Source organism: Enterobacter sp. IF2SW-B1, assembly GCF_001743375.1.
GTDB classification, from domain to species: domain Bacteria; phylum Pseudomonadota; class Gammaproteobacteria; order Enterobacterales; family Enterobacteriaceae; genus Enterobacter; species Enterobacter bugandensis.
Window position 1 is genome coordinate 810,043 of sequence record NZ_MJAA01000001.1, and the last position, 14,637, is coordinate 824,679.

General features: G+C 53.1%; 16 protein-coding genes. 13 read left to right on the top strand and 3 right to left on the bottom strand.

All coding sequences use genetic code 11. The features are described 5' to 3' along the window. The first annotated feature begins 26 nt into the window (after positions 1-26). Together mntS and A6013_RS03965 are read left to right on the top strand one after the other, a co-directional pair. Entirely contained in the window at positions 27-155 is a 129-nt protein-coding gene (mntS, locus tag A6013_RS03960; protein ID WP_032644847.1) for a manganase accumulation protein MntS, read from the top strand. A gap of 269 nt (positions 156-424) precedes the next feature. Next, positions 425-2,008, top strand: coding sequence for a phosphoethanolamine transferase (locus tag A6013_RS03965; RefSeq protein WP_069732596.1), 1,584 nt, complete (start codon positions 425-427; stop codon positions 2,006-2,008). A gap of 117 nt (positions 2,009-2,125) precedes the next feature. On the opposite strand, the gene ompX is transcribed toward A6013_RS03965, so the two are convergent. Then, the gene (gene ompX, locus A6013_RS03970) at positions 2,126-2,644 is read right to left on the bottom strand and encodes an outer membrane protein OmpX (protein WP_028012448.1); all 519 of its coding nucleotides are present in this window, start codon (positions 2,642-2,644) and stop codon (positions 2,126-2,128) included. Between the two features lie 355 nt (positions 2,645-2,999). Here ompX and rhtA point away from each other — a divergent pair, with 355 nt between their 5' ends. The 6 genes from rhtA (at position 3,000) to ybiO (ending at position 9,605) form a co-directional block, all read left to right on the top strand. After that, on the top strand, positions 3,000-3,887 hold the full coding sequence (rhtA, locus tag A6013_RS03975) for a threonine/homoserine exporter RhtA (protein ID WP_041910716.1): 888 nt from the start codon (positions 3,000-3,002) through the stop codon (positions 3,885-3,887). Positions 3,888-4,186: 299 nt separating this feature from the next. Continuing rightward, entirely contained in the window at positions 4,187-4,690 is a 504-nt protein-coding gene (dps, locus tag A6013_RS03980; RefSeq protein WP_069732597.1) for a DNA starvation/stationary phase protection protein Dps, read from the top strand. 361 nt (positions 4,691-5,051) lie between these two features. Further along, entirely contained in the window at positions 5,052-5,795 is a 744-nt protein-coding gene (glnH, locus tag A6013_RS03985) for a glutamine ABC transporter substrate-binding protein GlnH (protein WP_014831177.1), read from the top strand. A 93-nt stretch (positions 5,796-5,888) separates the two neighbouring features. Then, positions 5,889-6,548 carry a glutamine ABC transporter permease GlnP gene (gene glnP, locus A6013_RS03990; protein WP_003858462.1) on the top strand — a complete coding sequence of 220 codons (660 nt, stop codon included), beginning with the start codon at positions 5,889-5,891 and terminating at the stop codon, positions 6,546-6,548. After that, positions 6,545-7,267 carry a glutamine ABC transporter ATP-binding protein GlnQ gene (gene glnQ / locus A6013_RS03995; protein WP_028012446.1) on the top strand — a complete coding sequence of 241 codons (723 nt, stop codon included), beginning with the start codon at positions 6,545-6,547 and terminating at the stop codon, positions 7,265-7,267. Before glnP ends, glnQ begins: the two co-directional genes overlap by 4 nt. 124 nt (positions 7,268-7,391) lie before the next feature. Next, positions 7,392-9,605, top strand: coding sequence for a mechanosensitive channel protein (gene ybiO, locus A6013_RS04000; RefSeq protein WP_069732598.1), 2,214 nt, complete (start codon positions 7,392-7,394; stop codon positions 9,603-9,605). 45 nt (positions 9,606-9,650) lie between these two features. Here ybiO and rlmF read toward each other — a convergent pair whose 3' ends face one another. Continuing rightward, positions 9,651-10,562: a 23S rRNA (adenine(1618)-N(6))-methyltransferase RlmF gene (gene rlmF, locus A6013_RS04005; protein ID WP_069732599.1), complete on the bottom strand. Its 912-nt coding sequence runs from the start codon at positions 10,560-10,562 to the stop codon at positions 9,651-9,653. A 243-nt stretch (positions 10,563-10,805) separates the two neighbouring features. Here rlmF and mcbA point away from each other — a divergent pair, with 243 nt between their 5' ends. The 3 genes from mcbA to ybiJ all read left to right on the top strand — a co-directional run bounded on the left by mcbA (position 10,806) and on the right by ybiJ (position 12,009). Continuing rightward, entirely contained in the window at positions 10,806-11,072 is a 267-nt protein-coding gene (gene mcbA / locus A6013_RS04010; protein WP_047368146.1) for a DUF1471 family periplasmic protein McbA, read from the top strand. A gap of 123 nt (positions 11,073-11,195) precedes the next feature. Then, positions 11,196-11,462 (top strand): DksA/TraR family C4-type zinc finger protein, encoded by a 267-nt coding sequence (locus A6013_RS04015; protein WP_045259965.1) that lies wholly within the window; start codon positions 11,196-11,198, stop codon positions 11,460-11,462. Positions 11,463-11,748: 286 nt separating this feature from the next. Next, positions 11,749-12,009 (top strand): DUF1471 family protein YbiJ, encoded by a 261-nt coding sequence (gene ybiJ / locus A6013_RS04020; RefSeq protein WP_014883102.1) that lies wholly within the window; start codon positions 11,749-11,751, stop codon positions 12,007-12,009. Positions 12,010-12,128: 119 nt separating this feature from the next. Here ybiJ and ybiB read toward each other — a convergent pair whose 3' ends face one another. Then, the gene (ybiB, locus tag A6013_RS04025; RefSeq protein ID WP_028012441.1) at positions 12,129-13,091 is read right to left on the bottom strand and encodes a DNA-binding protein YbiB; all 963 of its coding nucleotides are present in this window, start codon (positions 13,089-13,091) and stop codon (positions 12,129-12,131) included. Between the two features lie 255 nt (positions 13,092-13,346). Here ybiB and A6013_RS04030 point away from each other — a divergent pair, with 255 nt between their 5' ends. Together A6013_RS04030 and A6013_RS04035 are read left to right on the top strand one after the other, a co-directional pair. After that, positions 13,347-13,883 (top strand): fimbrial protein, encoded by a 537-nt coding sequence (locus tag A6013_RS04030; RefSeq protein ID WP_028012440.1) that lies wholly within the window; start codon positions 13,347-13,349, stop codon positions 13,881-13,883. A 69-nt stretch (positions 13,884-13,952) separates the two neighbouring features. Beyond that, positions 13,953-14,627: a molecular chaperone gene (locus tag A6013_RS04035; RefSeq protein ID WP_028012439.1), complete on the top strand. Its 675-nt coding sequence runs from the start codon at positions 13,953-13,955 to the stop codon at positions 14,625-14,627. The last annotated feature ends 10 nt before the right edge of the window (positions 14,628-14,637 follow it).

Here is a 14,637-nt window from a genome sequence, read left to right on the forward strand (position 1 = left end):
GAAGGGATCAAACATCAGGAGGTCTCATGAACGAATTCAAGAGGTGTATGAACGTGTTTACCCACTCTCCTTTTAAAGTGCGCTTAATGCTGTTGAACATGCTGTGCGATATGTTTAACAACAAACCGCATCAGGATGACAAACCTTCCCACTAAGCGGCGTTGCGGTACGCCGCTTCATTTTTCTGTCACACTTCCGCTGTAAACTGACCAATTCCCGATAATTTTTGCGGATTTGCAGCCCCCTTCGCAAAACATCTGTTTAGCAACTGTTGACCTTAATTCACGCTCGCACTATCTTCTTGCAGCCCTGCACAATTTGCGGCTCGCTGAAGCGGACCTCTCATTCCCTTTCCACGCACTGTCCGGCAGGCTTTGACCCTTGGCGCCAGGGTGAGCACATGGCGTTTTTGTGATAGTGACCTATGAATGTAACCCTGATAGATACCATCGTTACCCGCAGCCGGGCCTTAAGCCCGTGGACGGGATTTTACTTTTTGCAGTCGCTGCTGATTAACTTTGCGCTCGGCTATCCCTTCAGCCTGCTTTATGCAGTGGCTTTCACCTGCATCCTGCATGTGCTGTGGCGAGCGGCCCCGCGCGTGCAGAAAGCGTTGGTAGGGGTCTGTTCGCTGATTGCTGCGATGTATTTCCCGTTTGGCCAGGCCTACGGCGCGCCAAACTTCAACACCCTGCTGGCGCTGCACTCCACCAACATGGAAGAGTCGACGGAGATCCTGACGATCTTCCCCTGGTACAGCTACGTCGTCGGCCTCTTTATCTTTGCGCTTGGCGTCATCGCGGTTCGTCGCAAAGCAGACGCGAAGAGATCATGGGGAAAAATGGAGTCTCTGTGCCTGGCGTTTAGCGTGGGGACGTTTTTCGTTGCGCCGGTGCAAAACCTGGCCTGGGGCGGCGTGTTCAAGCTGAAAGATACGGGCTATCCGGTGTTCCGTTTCGTTAAAGACGTCGTCGTGAACAATAAAGAGGTTCTCGACGAGCAGGCGCGCATGGCTGAACTTTCCAATATGAAAGACACCTGGAACGTGCTGGCGGTTAAGCCGAAATACCATACCTATGTGGTGGTGATTGGCGAGAGCGCACGTCGCGACGCGCTGGGCGCATTCGGCGGGCACTGGAATAACACACCGTTTGCCAGCTCTGTCAACGGCACCCTGTTTACCGATTATGTGGCGGCCAGCGGCTCGACGCAGAAATCGCTCGGCCTGACGCTGAACCGCGTGGTGGATGGCAAACCTCAGTTTCAGGATAATTTTGTCACGCTGGCCAACCGCGCCGGTTTTCAGACCTGGTGGTTCTCCAATCAGGGGCAAATTGGCGAATACGACACCGCCATCGCCAGTATTGCTAAGCGTGCTGACGAAGTGCAGTTCCTGAAGAGCGGTGATTTTGAAGCCGACAAAAACACCAAAGACGAGGCGCTGCTGAAGATGACGGCGCAGGTCTTTGCTACCCAGCGCACCCAGCCGCAGCTGATTGTTCTGCACCTGATGGGATCGCACCCGCAGGCCTGCGATCGCACTGGCGGTAAATACGCGGAGTTTGTGCAGTCGAAAGAGACCTCTTGCTATCTCTATACCATGACGCAAACCGACGAGCTGCTCAGCAAGCTTTACGATCAGCTGCGCAATACGGGCGAAAGCTTCTCTGTGGTCTATTTCTCGGATCACGGGCTGGCGTTTAAAGAGCGTGGCAAAGAAGTGCAGTATCTGGCGCACGACGACCAGTTCCAGCAGAATTTCCAGGTGCCGTTTATGGTGCTGTCGAGCGATGATAAAACGCATCGCGTTATCAAAGCGCGGCGCTCGGCGAATGATTTCCTGCAGTTCTTCTCGCAGTGGACGGGGATTAAGGCCAAAGAGATAAAAAATGATTACCCGTTTATCTCCAACAAGAAAGCGCCCCCAGTGTACGTTACCAACTTCAAGTTACAGAAAGTTGACTATAGCCATCTGGGTACCGATATTTTTGATATTAAGAGTAAGTAAGCTGTGCGATCTCGTGCGGTCTGATGCCCTCACCCTGACCCTCTCCTTGTGGGAGAGGGAAAAAGCTAAAAAAAATCCGCCACATTGGGCGGATTTTTTATTAGCTCACCGAAGTGATTAGAAGCGGTAACCTACGCCCGCGATCCAGGTGCCAACGTCAACGTTGCGGATACGGCTCTGCTCATAGGAGAAGTCCAGAGCCACGTCCTGGATTGGGTTGAACTGCAGGCCTGCGCCATAGGAGAAGCCGTAGTCGCTGTTGCTTGCAGTGCGGTTCAGACCCTGGTTTTCGGTCTGCTGGAATTTACCGTAGCCAACACCTACAACACCGTAGATGCTCGCCCAGTCGTTCAGACGGTAAGCTGGACCAGCAGTGATACCGTAGTACTGGCCTTTGTTGTATGCGCCGTTTTCAGTACGATCTTTCTCGGTGTAGGTGAAAGAACCGATCACGCCCAGCGGGTTGTTATCCTGCTCGTAACGATACTTCAGGTTGAAACCGTTGGTTTTGTTCATCACGCCCTGCATATCGCTCTGAGCGTAACCACCAGTTACAGTAGAAGTAGCAGCTACAGCGGTACCTGCGGAAACAGCCAGTACAGCGGCCAGTGCTGAAAGACATGCAATTTTTTTCATAACCACCTCAAATGTGCTTCAAGTAAGTCCGTAAGTTTTAAATATATCAAAAAATTTTGCGAAACTCTTTGTGATTCGTGATGTCTAATGAGGCCTTTCCTGTAACAGAACGTTTCCAACCTCAGCTAACTCTTTCAAATCACATGCGATTTTTCCTACTAAACGCCCATATTGCGCGTCTGCGCCGTTACATTCATCCAGATTATTCCTAATCTTTCAGGTGATAAATCCACCAGCGCTTAACCATTTTACGGATTTCACGGGTCTTTTTTTTCAACCTAGTCTCAACCGTAGCTGTATATTTCCTTTACACTGCAACCTTTACTCCACTTGACATTAGCTGACAGGAGAAAGGATGCCTGGGTTATCCCGCACGTCGTCGGTCTGGTTGCCGGTAGCCGTCATACTTATTGCCATGTTGTCCATCCAAAGCGGTGCTTCGCTGGCAAAATCGCTTTTTCCACTGGTGGGTGCGCCCGGGGTAACAGCCCTGCGTATCGTGCTGGGAACGGCGATACTGGTCGTCATCTTCAAACCCTGGCGTCTGCGCTTCAAAAAAGAGCAACGTCTCCCCCTGCTTTTTTATGGTCTGTCCCTCGGGGCAATGAACTATATGTTCTATCTCTCCATCCAGACCATCCCGCTGGGGATTGCCGTCGCGCTGGAGTTTACCGGCCCGCTGGCGGTCGCGCTTTTCTCGTCACGTCGTCCGGTGGATTTTATCTGGGTCGTGCTGGCCGTTCTGGGCTTATGGTTCCTGCTGCCGCTCGGCCAGAATGTCTCTGAGATTGATCTCACGGGCGCAGCGCTGGCGCTGGGAGCAGGAGCCTGCTGGGCTGTCTATATACTCACCGGGCAGCGAGCGGGTGAAGAGCATGGCCCGGCAACGGTCGCCCTGGGTTCCGTGATTGCGGCTATCGTTTTTGTGCCGATCGGTATGGCGCAGGCCACGGAGTCTATCTGGCAATGGTCAGTCATGCCCATCGGGCTGGCGGTCGCTATTCTTTCAACGGCCCTCCCCTATTCTCTGGAGATGATTGCCCTGACGCGTCTGCCGACGCGCATATTTGGTACCCTGATGAGCATGGAGCCCGCCCTTGCGGCGATCTCCGGGATGGTGTTCCTGGGCGAAACGCTGACGTTTACCCAGACGCTGGCGCTCTGCTCAATTATCGCGGCGTCAATGGGGTCAACGCTCACCATGCGCCCTGAACCTAAAGTTGAGAAAATCGACATCGGCTAATGCCATATATTCTGCATGGCTTCATGGCCATGCAGAATAAAGGCCAGAATGCCATCCGTTATAATTTCTTACATAGTTTGTCATATTACCGAAATATCCTTCCCCACCCATTCTCCTCTATGCGAATTAAGATTGATCTGTATCAATTTTAAAATTATCTTTTAATTTCAATAAATTAAATTATCAACCTCCTTCTTGCTATTAAACCGATAGGCACAGCCAGACCGCAGAGAAAAAATCCGGTGCTATACTTAGTTCCGTAATTACCTGGGACATAAACATCAAGAGGATATGAGATTATGAGTACCGCTAAACTGGTGAAAACGAAAGCGTCTAATCTGCTTTATACCCGTAACGATGTATCGGATAGCGACAAAAAAGCGACCATTGAGTTGCTGAATCGCCAGGTGATCCAGTTCATCGATCTTTCGCTGATCACCAAACAGGCCCACTGGAATATGCGCGGTGCAAACTTCATTGCCGTCCATGAAATGCTGGATGGCTTCCGCACAGCACTGGTGACACACCTCGATACGATGGCTGAACGTGCCGTTCAGCTGGGTGGTGTCGCGCTTGGGACCACGCAGGTGATCAACAGCAAAACGCCGCTGAAAAGCTACCCGCTGGATATCCATACCGTTCAGGATCACCTGAAAGAGCTGGCGGACCGCTACGCGATTGTGGCCAATGACGTGCGCAAAGCGATTAGCGAAGCCAAGGATGAAGATACCGCAGACATCTTCACCTCCGCATCCCGCGACCTGGATCAGTTCCTGTGGTTTATCGAATCTAACATCGAGTAATCCATAAGACTTTCCTGTCAAACCCTCGCCTCTGGTGAGGGTTTTGCACATTTATGGTGCACATTTTTTGCCTGAGACGGTGCAAAAGTGAATAAATTGTAATAATCACCTCACACAACCGTTAATGGAAGATTGTTTTTTCGTCAGAATTTACGCTTAATATCTCCCCGTCAGTTGACCCAAACGAAGCGCACCAAAATGGTGCTCCATGCTGGTGCAACACGACATCATTGCCACGCTTTTTGTGCAATGTATGATTTCATCCCCTTTGTAAAACAACAGCTTGTAAAGTTGGCACGATTTTTTCATTGTGCCAGTCGTTCTCGCAGGGGATCGCCCCGTGGATATAAAAGGAAATGCTATGAAGTCTGTATTAAAAGTTTCACTGGCTGCACTTACCCTGGCTTTTGCGGTGTCCTCTCAGGCTGCCGACAAACTGGTTGTGGCGACCGACACGGCGTTCGTTCCGTTTGAATTCAAACAGGGTGACAAATACGTTGGTTTTGATGTTGATCTGTGGGCCGCTATCGCCAAAGAACTCAAACTGGACTACACCCTGAAGCCGATGGACTTCAGCGGCATCATCCCGGCGCTGCAAACCAAAAACGTCGATCTGGCGCTGGCGGGCATCACCATTACCGAAGAACGTAAAAAAGCGATCGACTTCTCTGACGGCTACTACAAAAGCGGCCTGCTGGTGATGGTCAAAGCGGATAATAACGACGTAAAAAGCGTGAAAGACCTCGACGGTAAAGTGGTGGCAGTGAAGAGCGGCACCGGTTCCGTGGATTACGCGAAAGCGAACATCAAAACCAAAGACCTGCGCCAGTTCCCGAACATTGACAACGCGTATATGGAACTCGGCACCAACCGTGCTGACGCTGTTCTGCACGACACGCCGAACATCCTGTACTTCATTAAAACGGCTGGTAACGGCAAGTTCAAAGCCGTGGGCGACTCTCTGGAAGCTCAGCAGTACGGTATCGCGTTCCCGAAAGGCAGCGACGATCTGCGCACGAAAGTTAACGGCGCGCTGAAAACGCTGAAAGAGAACGGCACTTACAACGAAATCTATAAAAAATGGTTCGGTACTGAGCCTAAATAATTTTACCTGAATTCAGGGTTATAGCGCCCGGCGGCGCTCACGCTTGCCGGGCCTACATTTTTCGTTTTTCACCACGGTATACAGGAATACATCATGCAGTTTGACTGGAGCGCCATCTGGCCTGCCATTCCACTCTTGCTTGAAGGCGCTAAAATGACCCTGTGGATTTCGGTCCTGGGTCTGGTAGGTGGGTTGATTATCGGTCTTGTCGCCGGTTTCGCCCGCACCTACGGTGGCTGGATTGCAAACCACATCGCACTGGTTTTCATCGAAGTGATCCGCGGCACGCCGATTGTCGTGCAGGTCATGTTTATCTACTTCGCCCTGCCAATGGCCTTTACCGACCTGCGCATCGATCCGTTCAGCGCGGCCGTCGTGACCATTATGATCAACTCGGGCGCCTACATCGCGGAAATCACCCGCGGGGCGGTGCTGTCGATTCATAAAGGTTTCAGCGAAGCCGGTCTGGCATTAGGTCTTTCTCGTCGCGAAACGATCCGTCACGTTATTCTCCCGCTGGCGCTGCGCCGCATGCTGCCGCCGCTGGGTAACCAGTGGATCATCAGCATTAAAGATACATCGCTGTTTATCGTTATCGGCGTGGCCGAACTGACCCGTCAGGGCCAGGAAATTATTGCGGGCAACTTCCGCGCGCTGGAAATCTGGAGTGCGGTCGCCGTCGTTTATCTGATCATTACGCTGGTACTGAGCTTCGTTCTGCGCCGTCTTGAAAGAAGGATGAAAATCCTGTGATTGAATTTAAAAACGTCTCCAAGCACTTTGGCCCAACCCAGGTGCTGCACAATATTGATCTGAATATCAAGCAGGGTGAAGTGGTGGTGATTATCGGGCCTTCCGGTTCCGGTAAATCGACCCTGCTGCGCTGCATCAACAAGCTGGAAGAGATCACCAGCGGCGATCTGATCGTTGACGGTCTGAAGGTAAACGACCCGAAAGTGGACGAGCGTCTGATTCGTCAGGAAGCGGGCATGGTGTTCCAGCAGTTCTACCTGTTCCCGCACCTGACGGCGCTGGAAAACGTGATGTTTGGCCCACTGCGCGTGCGCGGTGCCAACAAAGCGGCGGCGGAAGCGCTGGCAAAAGATCTGCTGGCGAAGGTTGGCCTGGCGGAGCGTGCGCACCACTACCCTTCCGAGCTCTCCGGTGGCCAGCAGCAGCGCGTGGCGATTGCGCGCGCGCTGGCGGTGAAACCGAAGATGATGCTGTTTGATGAGCCGACGTCCGCACTCGACCCGGAACTGCGCCACGAGGTGTTGAAAGTCATGCAGGATCTGGCGGAAGAAGGGATGACGATGGTGATCGTGACCCACGAAATCGGCTTTGCTGAGAAAGTGGCTTCCCGCCTGATCTTTATTGATAAAGGCCGCATCGCCGAAGACGGTAACCCGCAGGAATTGATCGCGAATCCGCCTAGCCAGCGTCTGCAGGAGTTCCTGCAGCACGTCTCCTGATCCCTCGCTACATACCGAGCCGGGCTTGCCCGGCTTTTTTACGCCAGATTGTTCCCAAAAACTTCCCTCCGCCTCTCGCCCTCTATACTTATCATTTTGCACGATATTTTTGTCGGAGGACGCCGTGCCGTGGATCCTGCTGCTGTTGATAAGCCTGTTTAGTGCGCCATCGCTCGCCGTGGCAATCCCCGGCGTCACCACCGGAGCAACTGCTACTCAGCAAAATACGCCGCCTCCGGAGCCGGATGCAGAACAAAAAAAAGCGGCCTATAGCGCACTTGCCGACGTCCTTGAGAATGACACCTCCCGGCAGGAGCTGATCGAACAGTTGAGGAAGGTGGCCGCCACGCCGCCTCAGGATCCGGTTCCGACCATTACGCCACCGCAGATCGAAGAGGAAAAGACGGTACTGGAAAACGTCACCGACATCAGCCGCCGCTACGGGGAAGCCCTGTCGTCGCGTTTTGCCCAGCTCTATCGAAATCTTGTTGGCACCTCGCATAAACCTTTTAATCCCCACACCTTCACCGCAGCCGCCACGCAGTTTGCGATTCTGGCGGGTGCCGTATTCATTTTTTACTGGCTGCTGCGCCTGTGCGCCTGGCCGCTCTACCGGAAGATGGGCCACTGGGGACGGAAAAAAAATCAGCATAAAAGCAGCTGGCTGCACCTCCCGGCCATGATTACCGGGGCGTTTATCATCGATTTACTGCTGCTGGCCCTGACGCTGTTTGTCGGTCAGGTGCTGGCGGACCGCCTCAATACGGGCAACAAAACCATTGCCTTCCAGCAGGCGCTCTTCCTGAATGCGTTTGCGCTCATCGAATTTTTTAAAGCGGTGCTGCGCGTCATCTTTTGCCCGCGCGTGCCTGAACTTCGCCCTTTCAACATCAACGACGACAGCGCGAAATACTGGGCCGTGCGGCTAAGCGTGCTCAGCGGGCTGATAGGCTACGGCCTGCTGGTTGCCGTGCCGATTATCTCCAACCAGGTTAACGTGCAGTTTGGCGCGCTGGCGAACGTGCTGATTATGCTCTGTATAACCGTCTGGTCTCTGTACCTTATCTTTCACAATAAAAGGACGATCACCGAGAGTCTGCTGCATCTGGCCGACCGTTCCCTCTCTTTCTTTAGCCTGTTTATCCGCGCCTTCGCGCTGGTGTGGCACTGGCTGGCAAGCGCGTATTTTATTGTGCTGTGCTTCTTCTCGCTGTTCGACCCGGGAAACAGCCTGAAATTTATGATGGGGGCGACGTTTAAAAGCCTGGCGATTATCGGCATCGCGGCGTTTGTGTCCGGGCTGCTGTCCCGCTGGATCTCGAAAACCATCACCCTGTCGCCGCAGGTGCAGCGTAATTACCCGGAACTGCAAAAACGGGTGAACGGCTGGATGTCGGTATCGCTTAAGGTGGCGCGCATTCTGACCGTCTGCGTGGCGATCATGCTGCTGCTGAATGCGTGGAGCCTGTTTGATTTCTGGAACTGGCTGCATAACGGCGCAGGCGAGAAGACCGTCGATATTTTAATTCGTATCGCGCTGATTCTGTTCTTCTCCGCCGTCGGCTGGACGCTGCTGGCGAGCCTTATCGAGAACCGTCTGGTATCGGATATTCACGGCAGACCGCTCCCCAGCGCCCGCGCACGCACGCTGTTGACCCTGTTCCGCAATGCGCTGGCGGTGATCATTAGCACCATCACCATCATGATTGTGCTATCGGAAATCGGCGTGAATATCGCCCCGCTGCTGGCGGGTGCCGGCGCGCTGGGGCTGGCGATCTCCTTCGGCTCGCAAACGCTGGTGAAGGATATCATTACCGGCATCTTTATCCAGTTTGAGAACGGGATGAACACCGGGGATCTGGTGACCATCGGGCCGCTGACCGGTACCGTGGAGAGGATGTCGATTCGCTCGGTAGGCGTGCGTCAGGATACCGGGGCATATCACATTATTCCCTGGTCATCGATCACTACCTTCGCCAACTTTGTGCGCGGCATTGGCTCCGTTGTGGCCAACTACGATGTGGATCGTCATGAAGATGCCGACAAAGCGAAGCAGGCGCTGCGGGATGCGGTCAGTGAACTGATGGAAATGGAGGATATTCGCGGGCTGGTGATTGGCGAGCCGTCGTTTGCCGGCATCGTTGGGCTGACCAACACGGCGTTCACCCTGCGCGTGTCGTTCACCACCCAGCCGTTGAAGCAGTGGACGGTGCGCTTTGCCCTCGACAGCATGGTGAAAAAGCACTTCGATCTGGCGAACGTGCGAACGCCGGTGCAGACGTATCAGGTATTGTCGCCGCCCGCCTCGCCGCTCCCTCCGCAGGAGCCGACGCTGTAACCGAGCCGGGTGGCGGCTTTGCCCTACCCGGCCTACGGCGGGATACTATTTGCGACGTTTGTTATCGTCCATAAACGACCAGGCGATAAAGCGGCTCTGCTTCTGGCCCTGCGCCATCTCTTTTTTCACCACTTTTACGGCGCCCGCTTCGCTCAGCGCGCGGTAGAGCGGCGGCAGGTTATCCCCGCGGGAAACCAGCGTCGTGAACCACTTCACCTGACGGCCAAACTGTTGGCTTTCCGCAATCATGCGCAGGATGAAGGCAACTTCACCGCCCTCGCACCACAGCTCCTGCTGCTGCCCGCCGAAGTTCAGCGCGGCGTCTTCCGCCTGACCGAGGTTGCGGCGTTTACGCTCGCTGCCTGCGCGAGCCGCTGCCGCCGAATCATGAAATGGCGGGTTGCACATCGTAGCGTCATAGCTTTCGTTTTTATGAATTATGCCGTTGAAGATGGAAGCCGCCTCTTTCTGACGACGCAGACGAATGGAGCGGCTCAGGCCAGGGTTCGCGCTGATAATCGCCTGCGCGCTGGCAAAGGCCTCGGCGCCGATTTCGCTCCCGGTAAAGCGCCAGCGATATTCATGTACGCCAATCAGCGGGTAAATCAGGTTTGCCCCGGTGCCTATATCCAGGATGGAAGCCTGCTGCGGTACAGCGCCGTCACGATCTTCGGCAAGCAGATCGGCAAGGTGATGAACGTAATCAGCGCGGCCCGGCACAGGGGGGCAGAGAAAGCCTTCCGGAATATCCCAGTGAGCCACACCGTAAAAATGCGCCAGCAGGGCTTTGTTCAGCGTTTTCACCGCCTGCGGATCGGCAAAGTTGACGGTCGGCTCACCCGCTGGGGTCTGGACAATATAGTCCTGCAGCGCAGGGCAGCTCTGGCACAGGGCGTTCATGTCGTAGCGGCTGCGGTGGCGATTTCGTGGGTGCAATCCCGGCTTTTGGGAAGTCATGGCGTTCTCCTTTAAACAGCGGCGTAAGATACCCTGTGCTGGCCCAGCGGTAAATCTTTCTCTACGGCGCTTAAAAAAACACCGTAAATCAAACACCTCTACGTCTATGATCTGTCAGCGAATTGTCAGTTTTTATCGTTCAAAAAATAAGCAGATCATCATCAAATATTTGCGCTAAGTCACACTCGTCAGGCTTCTAAACTTAAAGGGAATCACCTGTTGTTTCCTCATGAGGATGTGATTATGAAAAAGTACCTGACCCTTGCTGTTATCGCCGGCGCCCTGGCAACGGCTTCATTTTCTGCGATGGCCGTTCAGCCACTGAATGAAAGTACCGATACTAGCCAACTGCGTCCGGCGGGCACCGTCTCGGTAAGTCGCGCAAGTAACCTGGACGATCTGCAGAATAAACTGGCCGAAAAAGCCCGCCAGGAAGGTGCGAAAGGCTTTGTTGTGAACTCCGCTGGCGGAGATAACCATATGTACGGCACAGCAACCATCTATAAATAATTTTTTCCTCCACAACAAGACTGCATCTGCCTGCCGGATGCAGTTCATTTCCGCTTTATCTTGATTGTTCATTTTTTAACCCCATATTAAAAGCAGGGTATAAACCGATTTCAGGAGGATGCCATGGCTTCCGGTTGGGCGAATGACGACGCCGTTAACGAACAGATCAACAGTACCATTGAAGATGCGGTTGCGCGCGCTCGCGGTGAGATTCCGCGCGGCGAAAGTTTGAAGGAGTGCGAAGAATGCGGAGAGCCGATCCCGGAGGCGCGGCGTAAAGCCATTCCAGGCGTAAGGTTATGCATTGCCTGCCAGCAGGATAAAGATTCAAAAAATGCCTCACATTCAGGTTATAATCGCAGAGGATCGAAAGATAGCCAGTTACGCTGACTCTCCTTTACCTAAGTTAACCCTGCCTGCACTTACCTTTACGCTCACGGTTTTTAGCGAACCGCGTAGCAAAATGTGCCCTTCATCTTTCTTCTGTAAAGCGCATCCACAAGAAGTGTAAAGCGCTGGTTTGAATTTATTAATATTCAATAAGTTATTTGTCATTCAATTTTTTTGACTGACCACGTCAATTCTCTTCGATTTTATCCCTCAGGAAAAAACGTGATACTTATCACATCGACGGAACATCGTCCCCTTAACAGAAAACACCTGCGAGAGATTAATTATGAAAACCATCAAATATGCTGTAGCTGCTGTTGCCCTGTCCGCTCTGTCTTTCGGCGCATTCGCCGTAGAGCCTGTTTCATCCACTCAGGCCCAGAGCATGAATAAAATCGGTGTGGTAAGTGCAGAAGGCGCGACCACGCTGGACGGCCTGGAAGCCAAGCTGGCTGAGAAAGCCGCTGCTGCCGGTGCAAGCGGATACACCATCACCTCCGCTAACACCAATAACAAGCTGAGCGGTACTGCGGTTATCTACAAATAATCGCCTGAAATGAATGCTGTACCCTCGCCAAACCCTCTGGTGAGCTGCTCCAACCCTCATTGACCCTGTTGTTTGTTACCCTTGCTTGCCCGTCCGCCACTGGACGGGCTTTTTTTTGCTTAAAACGACTGTGCCACCCGCTGTAACCCCGCTTCCACCGTCTCTACCTCCCCTGTCGCCAGCAAGCAGCAGGCCATTTGCAGTTTGATCGACTGTGGGACCGGCACATTTCCGGCCAGGCACTGCGTAATCCAGTGCGCGGTAACCTGCGGATCTTTTGACTCCGGCAGAATCACATCGCTGTTTTCTTCCCCGCGTTCAAGCACAACGCGCGTACCGGCAGAATCGATCAGCACCAGCTGTGGACAACGCTGCGGGTTGGCGTACACCTCCCCTTCTGTTCCGTGCATCAGCAGTGCGCGTCCACCGATTTCGGCAAAGAACTGACCGACGCGCGTCACGTACTCCGGATGAGAAACACTGGAAAGGCGCAGTGCGGCATCCTCAGCAAACGGCGTTGCCAGCTTCGCCAGGGTGTGCGCACTGTTACGCACGCCCATGCGCCAGCGCATGTCCAGCTGCTTTTCCAAAGGCGGGCAGAGCGCACGAACGGGAATATAGACCGGCTGGTTCCCCTCCAGCTTTGCCTGCGCCTGGCCGGCATGGAGAGTCGGTTCAATGCCCAGCAGTTCAAAGATGGTTTCTGTCAGTACGCGCGTGGGATCTTCGCTGACCCCATGTACCACCACCGGGAACCCCAGCTTATGTAACAATATCGCCAGCAGCGGCGTCAGGTTTGCCTGCTTGCGCGCCCCGTTATAGCTCGGGATCACAATCGGCATCGGTTTTGCCACTGGCGGCGTTAAGCGCAGCGTTTGCGCCTGCATCGCCTCGTAGAAGCCACGCATCTCCGCTTCGCCTTCGCCTTTGATACGCAGCGCAATCAGGATGCCGCCCATTTCCAGGTCCGGTACCTCGCCGTTGAGCATACGGGTGTAAAGCGCGCGAGCGGTTTCATGGTCCAGGTCGCGGGCGTGGTTTTTCCCACGTCCTACCTCTTTGATAATTTTGCGATAATCCACGACATTCCTCCTGACAGCCTATCTTGTTAACACTATAGCCCTGATGAATGGCTATCCGTTAGTTTTTTATCCCTTAAGACAACCTTCTGTTTTAATAGCAAAAAATAAACACAAGCTTTTTTTCAATTATTTGTGATTTCTATAGCAGATTCGTATTCATACATTTTTTGATTAAATAACCAGCGGAAAGTCATTAAGGGTCAACGGTGAAAACGTCCAGGCAACGCTCTCACCCGAAACATATCAGGATTTGCTATGAACAAGGTTGCTTTAGGTTTAATCATCGCCGCAGCGGTGGGATGTTCTGCATCCACGTTTGCGGCAACGAACGGTGAAGGGCAAATAAACTTCACCGGCGAAATTATCGATTCTGCTTGTCAGGTCGTAAATGGATTAAGTAATCCATTAAATGTACAGCTGGGGAAAGTGTCTAAAACGGTATTTACCGGTGCAGGCTCTACCAGCACCTTAACGAAGTTTGATATTCAGTTAACGAATTGTCCTGACACGGTCACCTCCGCCGCCATTAACTTTGGCGGAACACCGGATGCGAATAACAATTCAACGCTTGCCTTAACGCCAGATACCGATGCGGCGACAGGGGTGGCGATTCAGTTGGTGGATGCCTCGCAGCAGCCTGTCAGCCTGTATACGCCGTCTCAGCAGTATCAGTTAACCTCCGGCACGGCAGTTAACGATCTGGAGTTCGGCGCACGCTATATCCAAACCGGCCCGGCAATTACCGCAGGCCCTGCTAACTCCGTTTCAACCTTCACCGTTATTTATAACTGATCTTATCAATCCGGAGATATTAATGCTTTCGCGAGCATTAATATCTTCTCTATTCATTGAGAAATCTTTATGCGCCACGGTTATTTACTGAGCACACTTTTACTGGTAGCAACTGCTTCACATGCTGGGGTCATTATTAACGGCACCCGACTGGTCTATCAGGGAGATAAAAAGGAATCTTCTCTTGGTCTTTCAAATCCAGATGCGACGGATTATCTGGTGCAGTCCTGGGTTGATTCCGGCGGTAAAAACCTGGCCAAAGCCCCGTTCCTGATCACCCCGCCGCTTTTCCGTCTGGATGCGCACGAAGATAACGTTCTGCGCGTGGTGCGTACGGGCGGAAATTTACCGGAAGACAGGGAATCCCTGTACTGGTTGAACATTAAAGCAATCCCTTCCTCAAAACACGTTGAGGGGGTAAATACGCTGCAAATCGCCATTAATACTCGAATCAAATTACTGTATCGCCCGTCTGCGGTAAAAGGCAGACCAGAAGATGTGGCGGATAAACTTGAATGGCGCCGCGAAGGGAACGATCTGGTGGTGAATAACCCCACGCCGTTCTATATGAATTTCCAGACCGTTACGCTGAATGGTCATAAAGTCGCGAAAGCCACCTGGGCTGTTCCGAAAACGGAAACGCATTTTGCCTTACCGGGTAATGTCGGGGGCGCGAACGTGACGTATTCCATTATTACCGACTTCGGCAGCATCAGCCATACCTGGTCGAAATCCGTTCATTAATTCTTTTGCC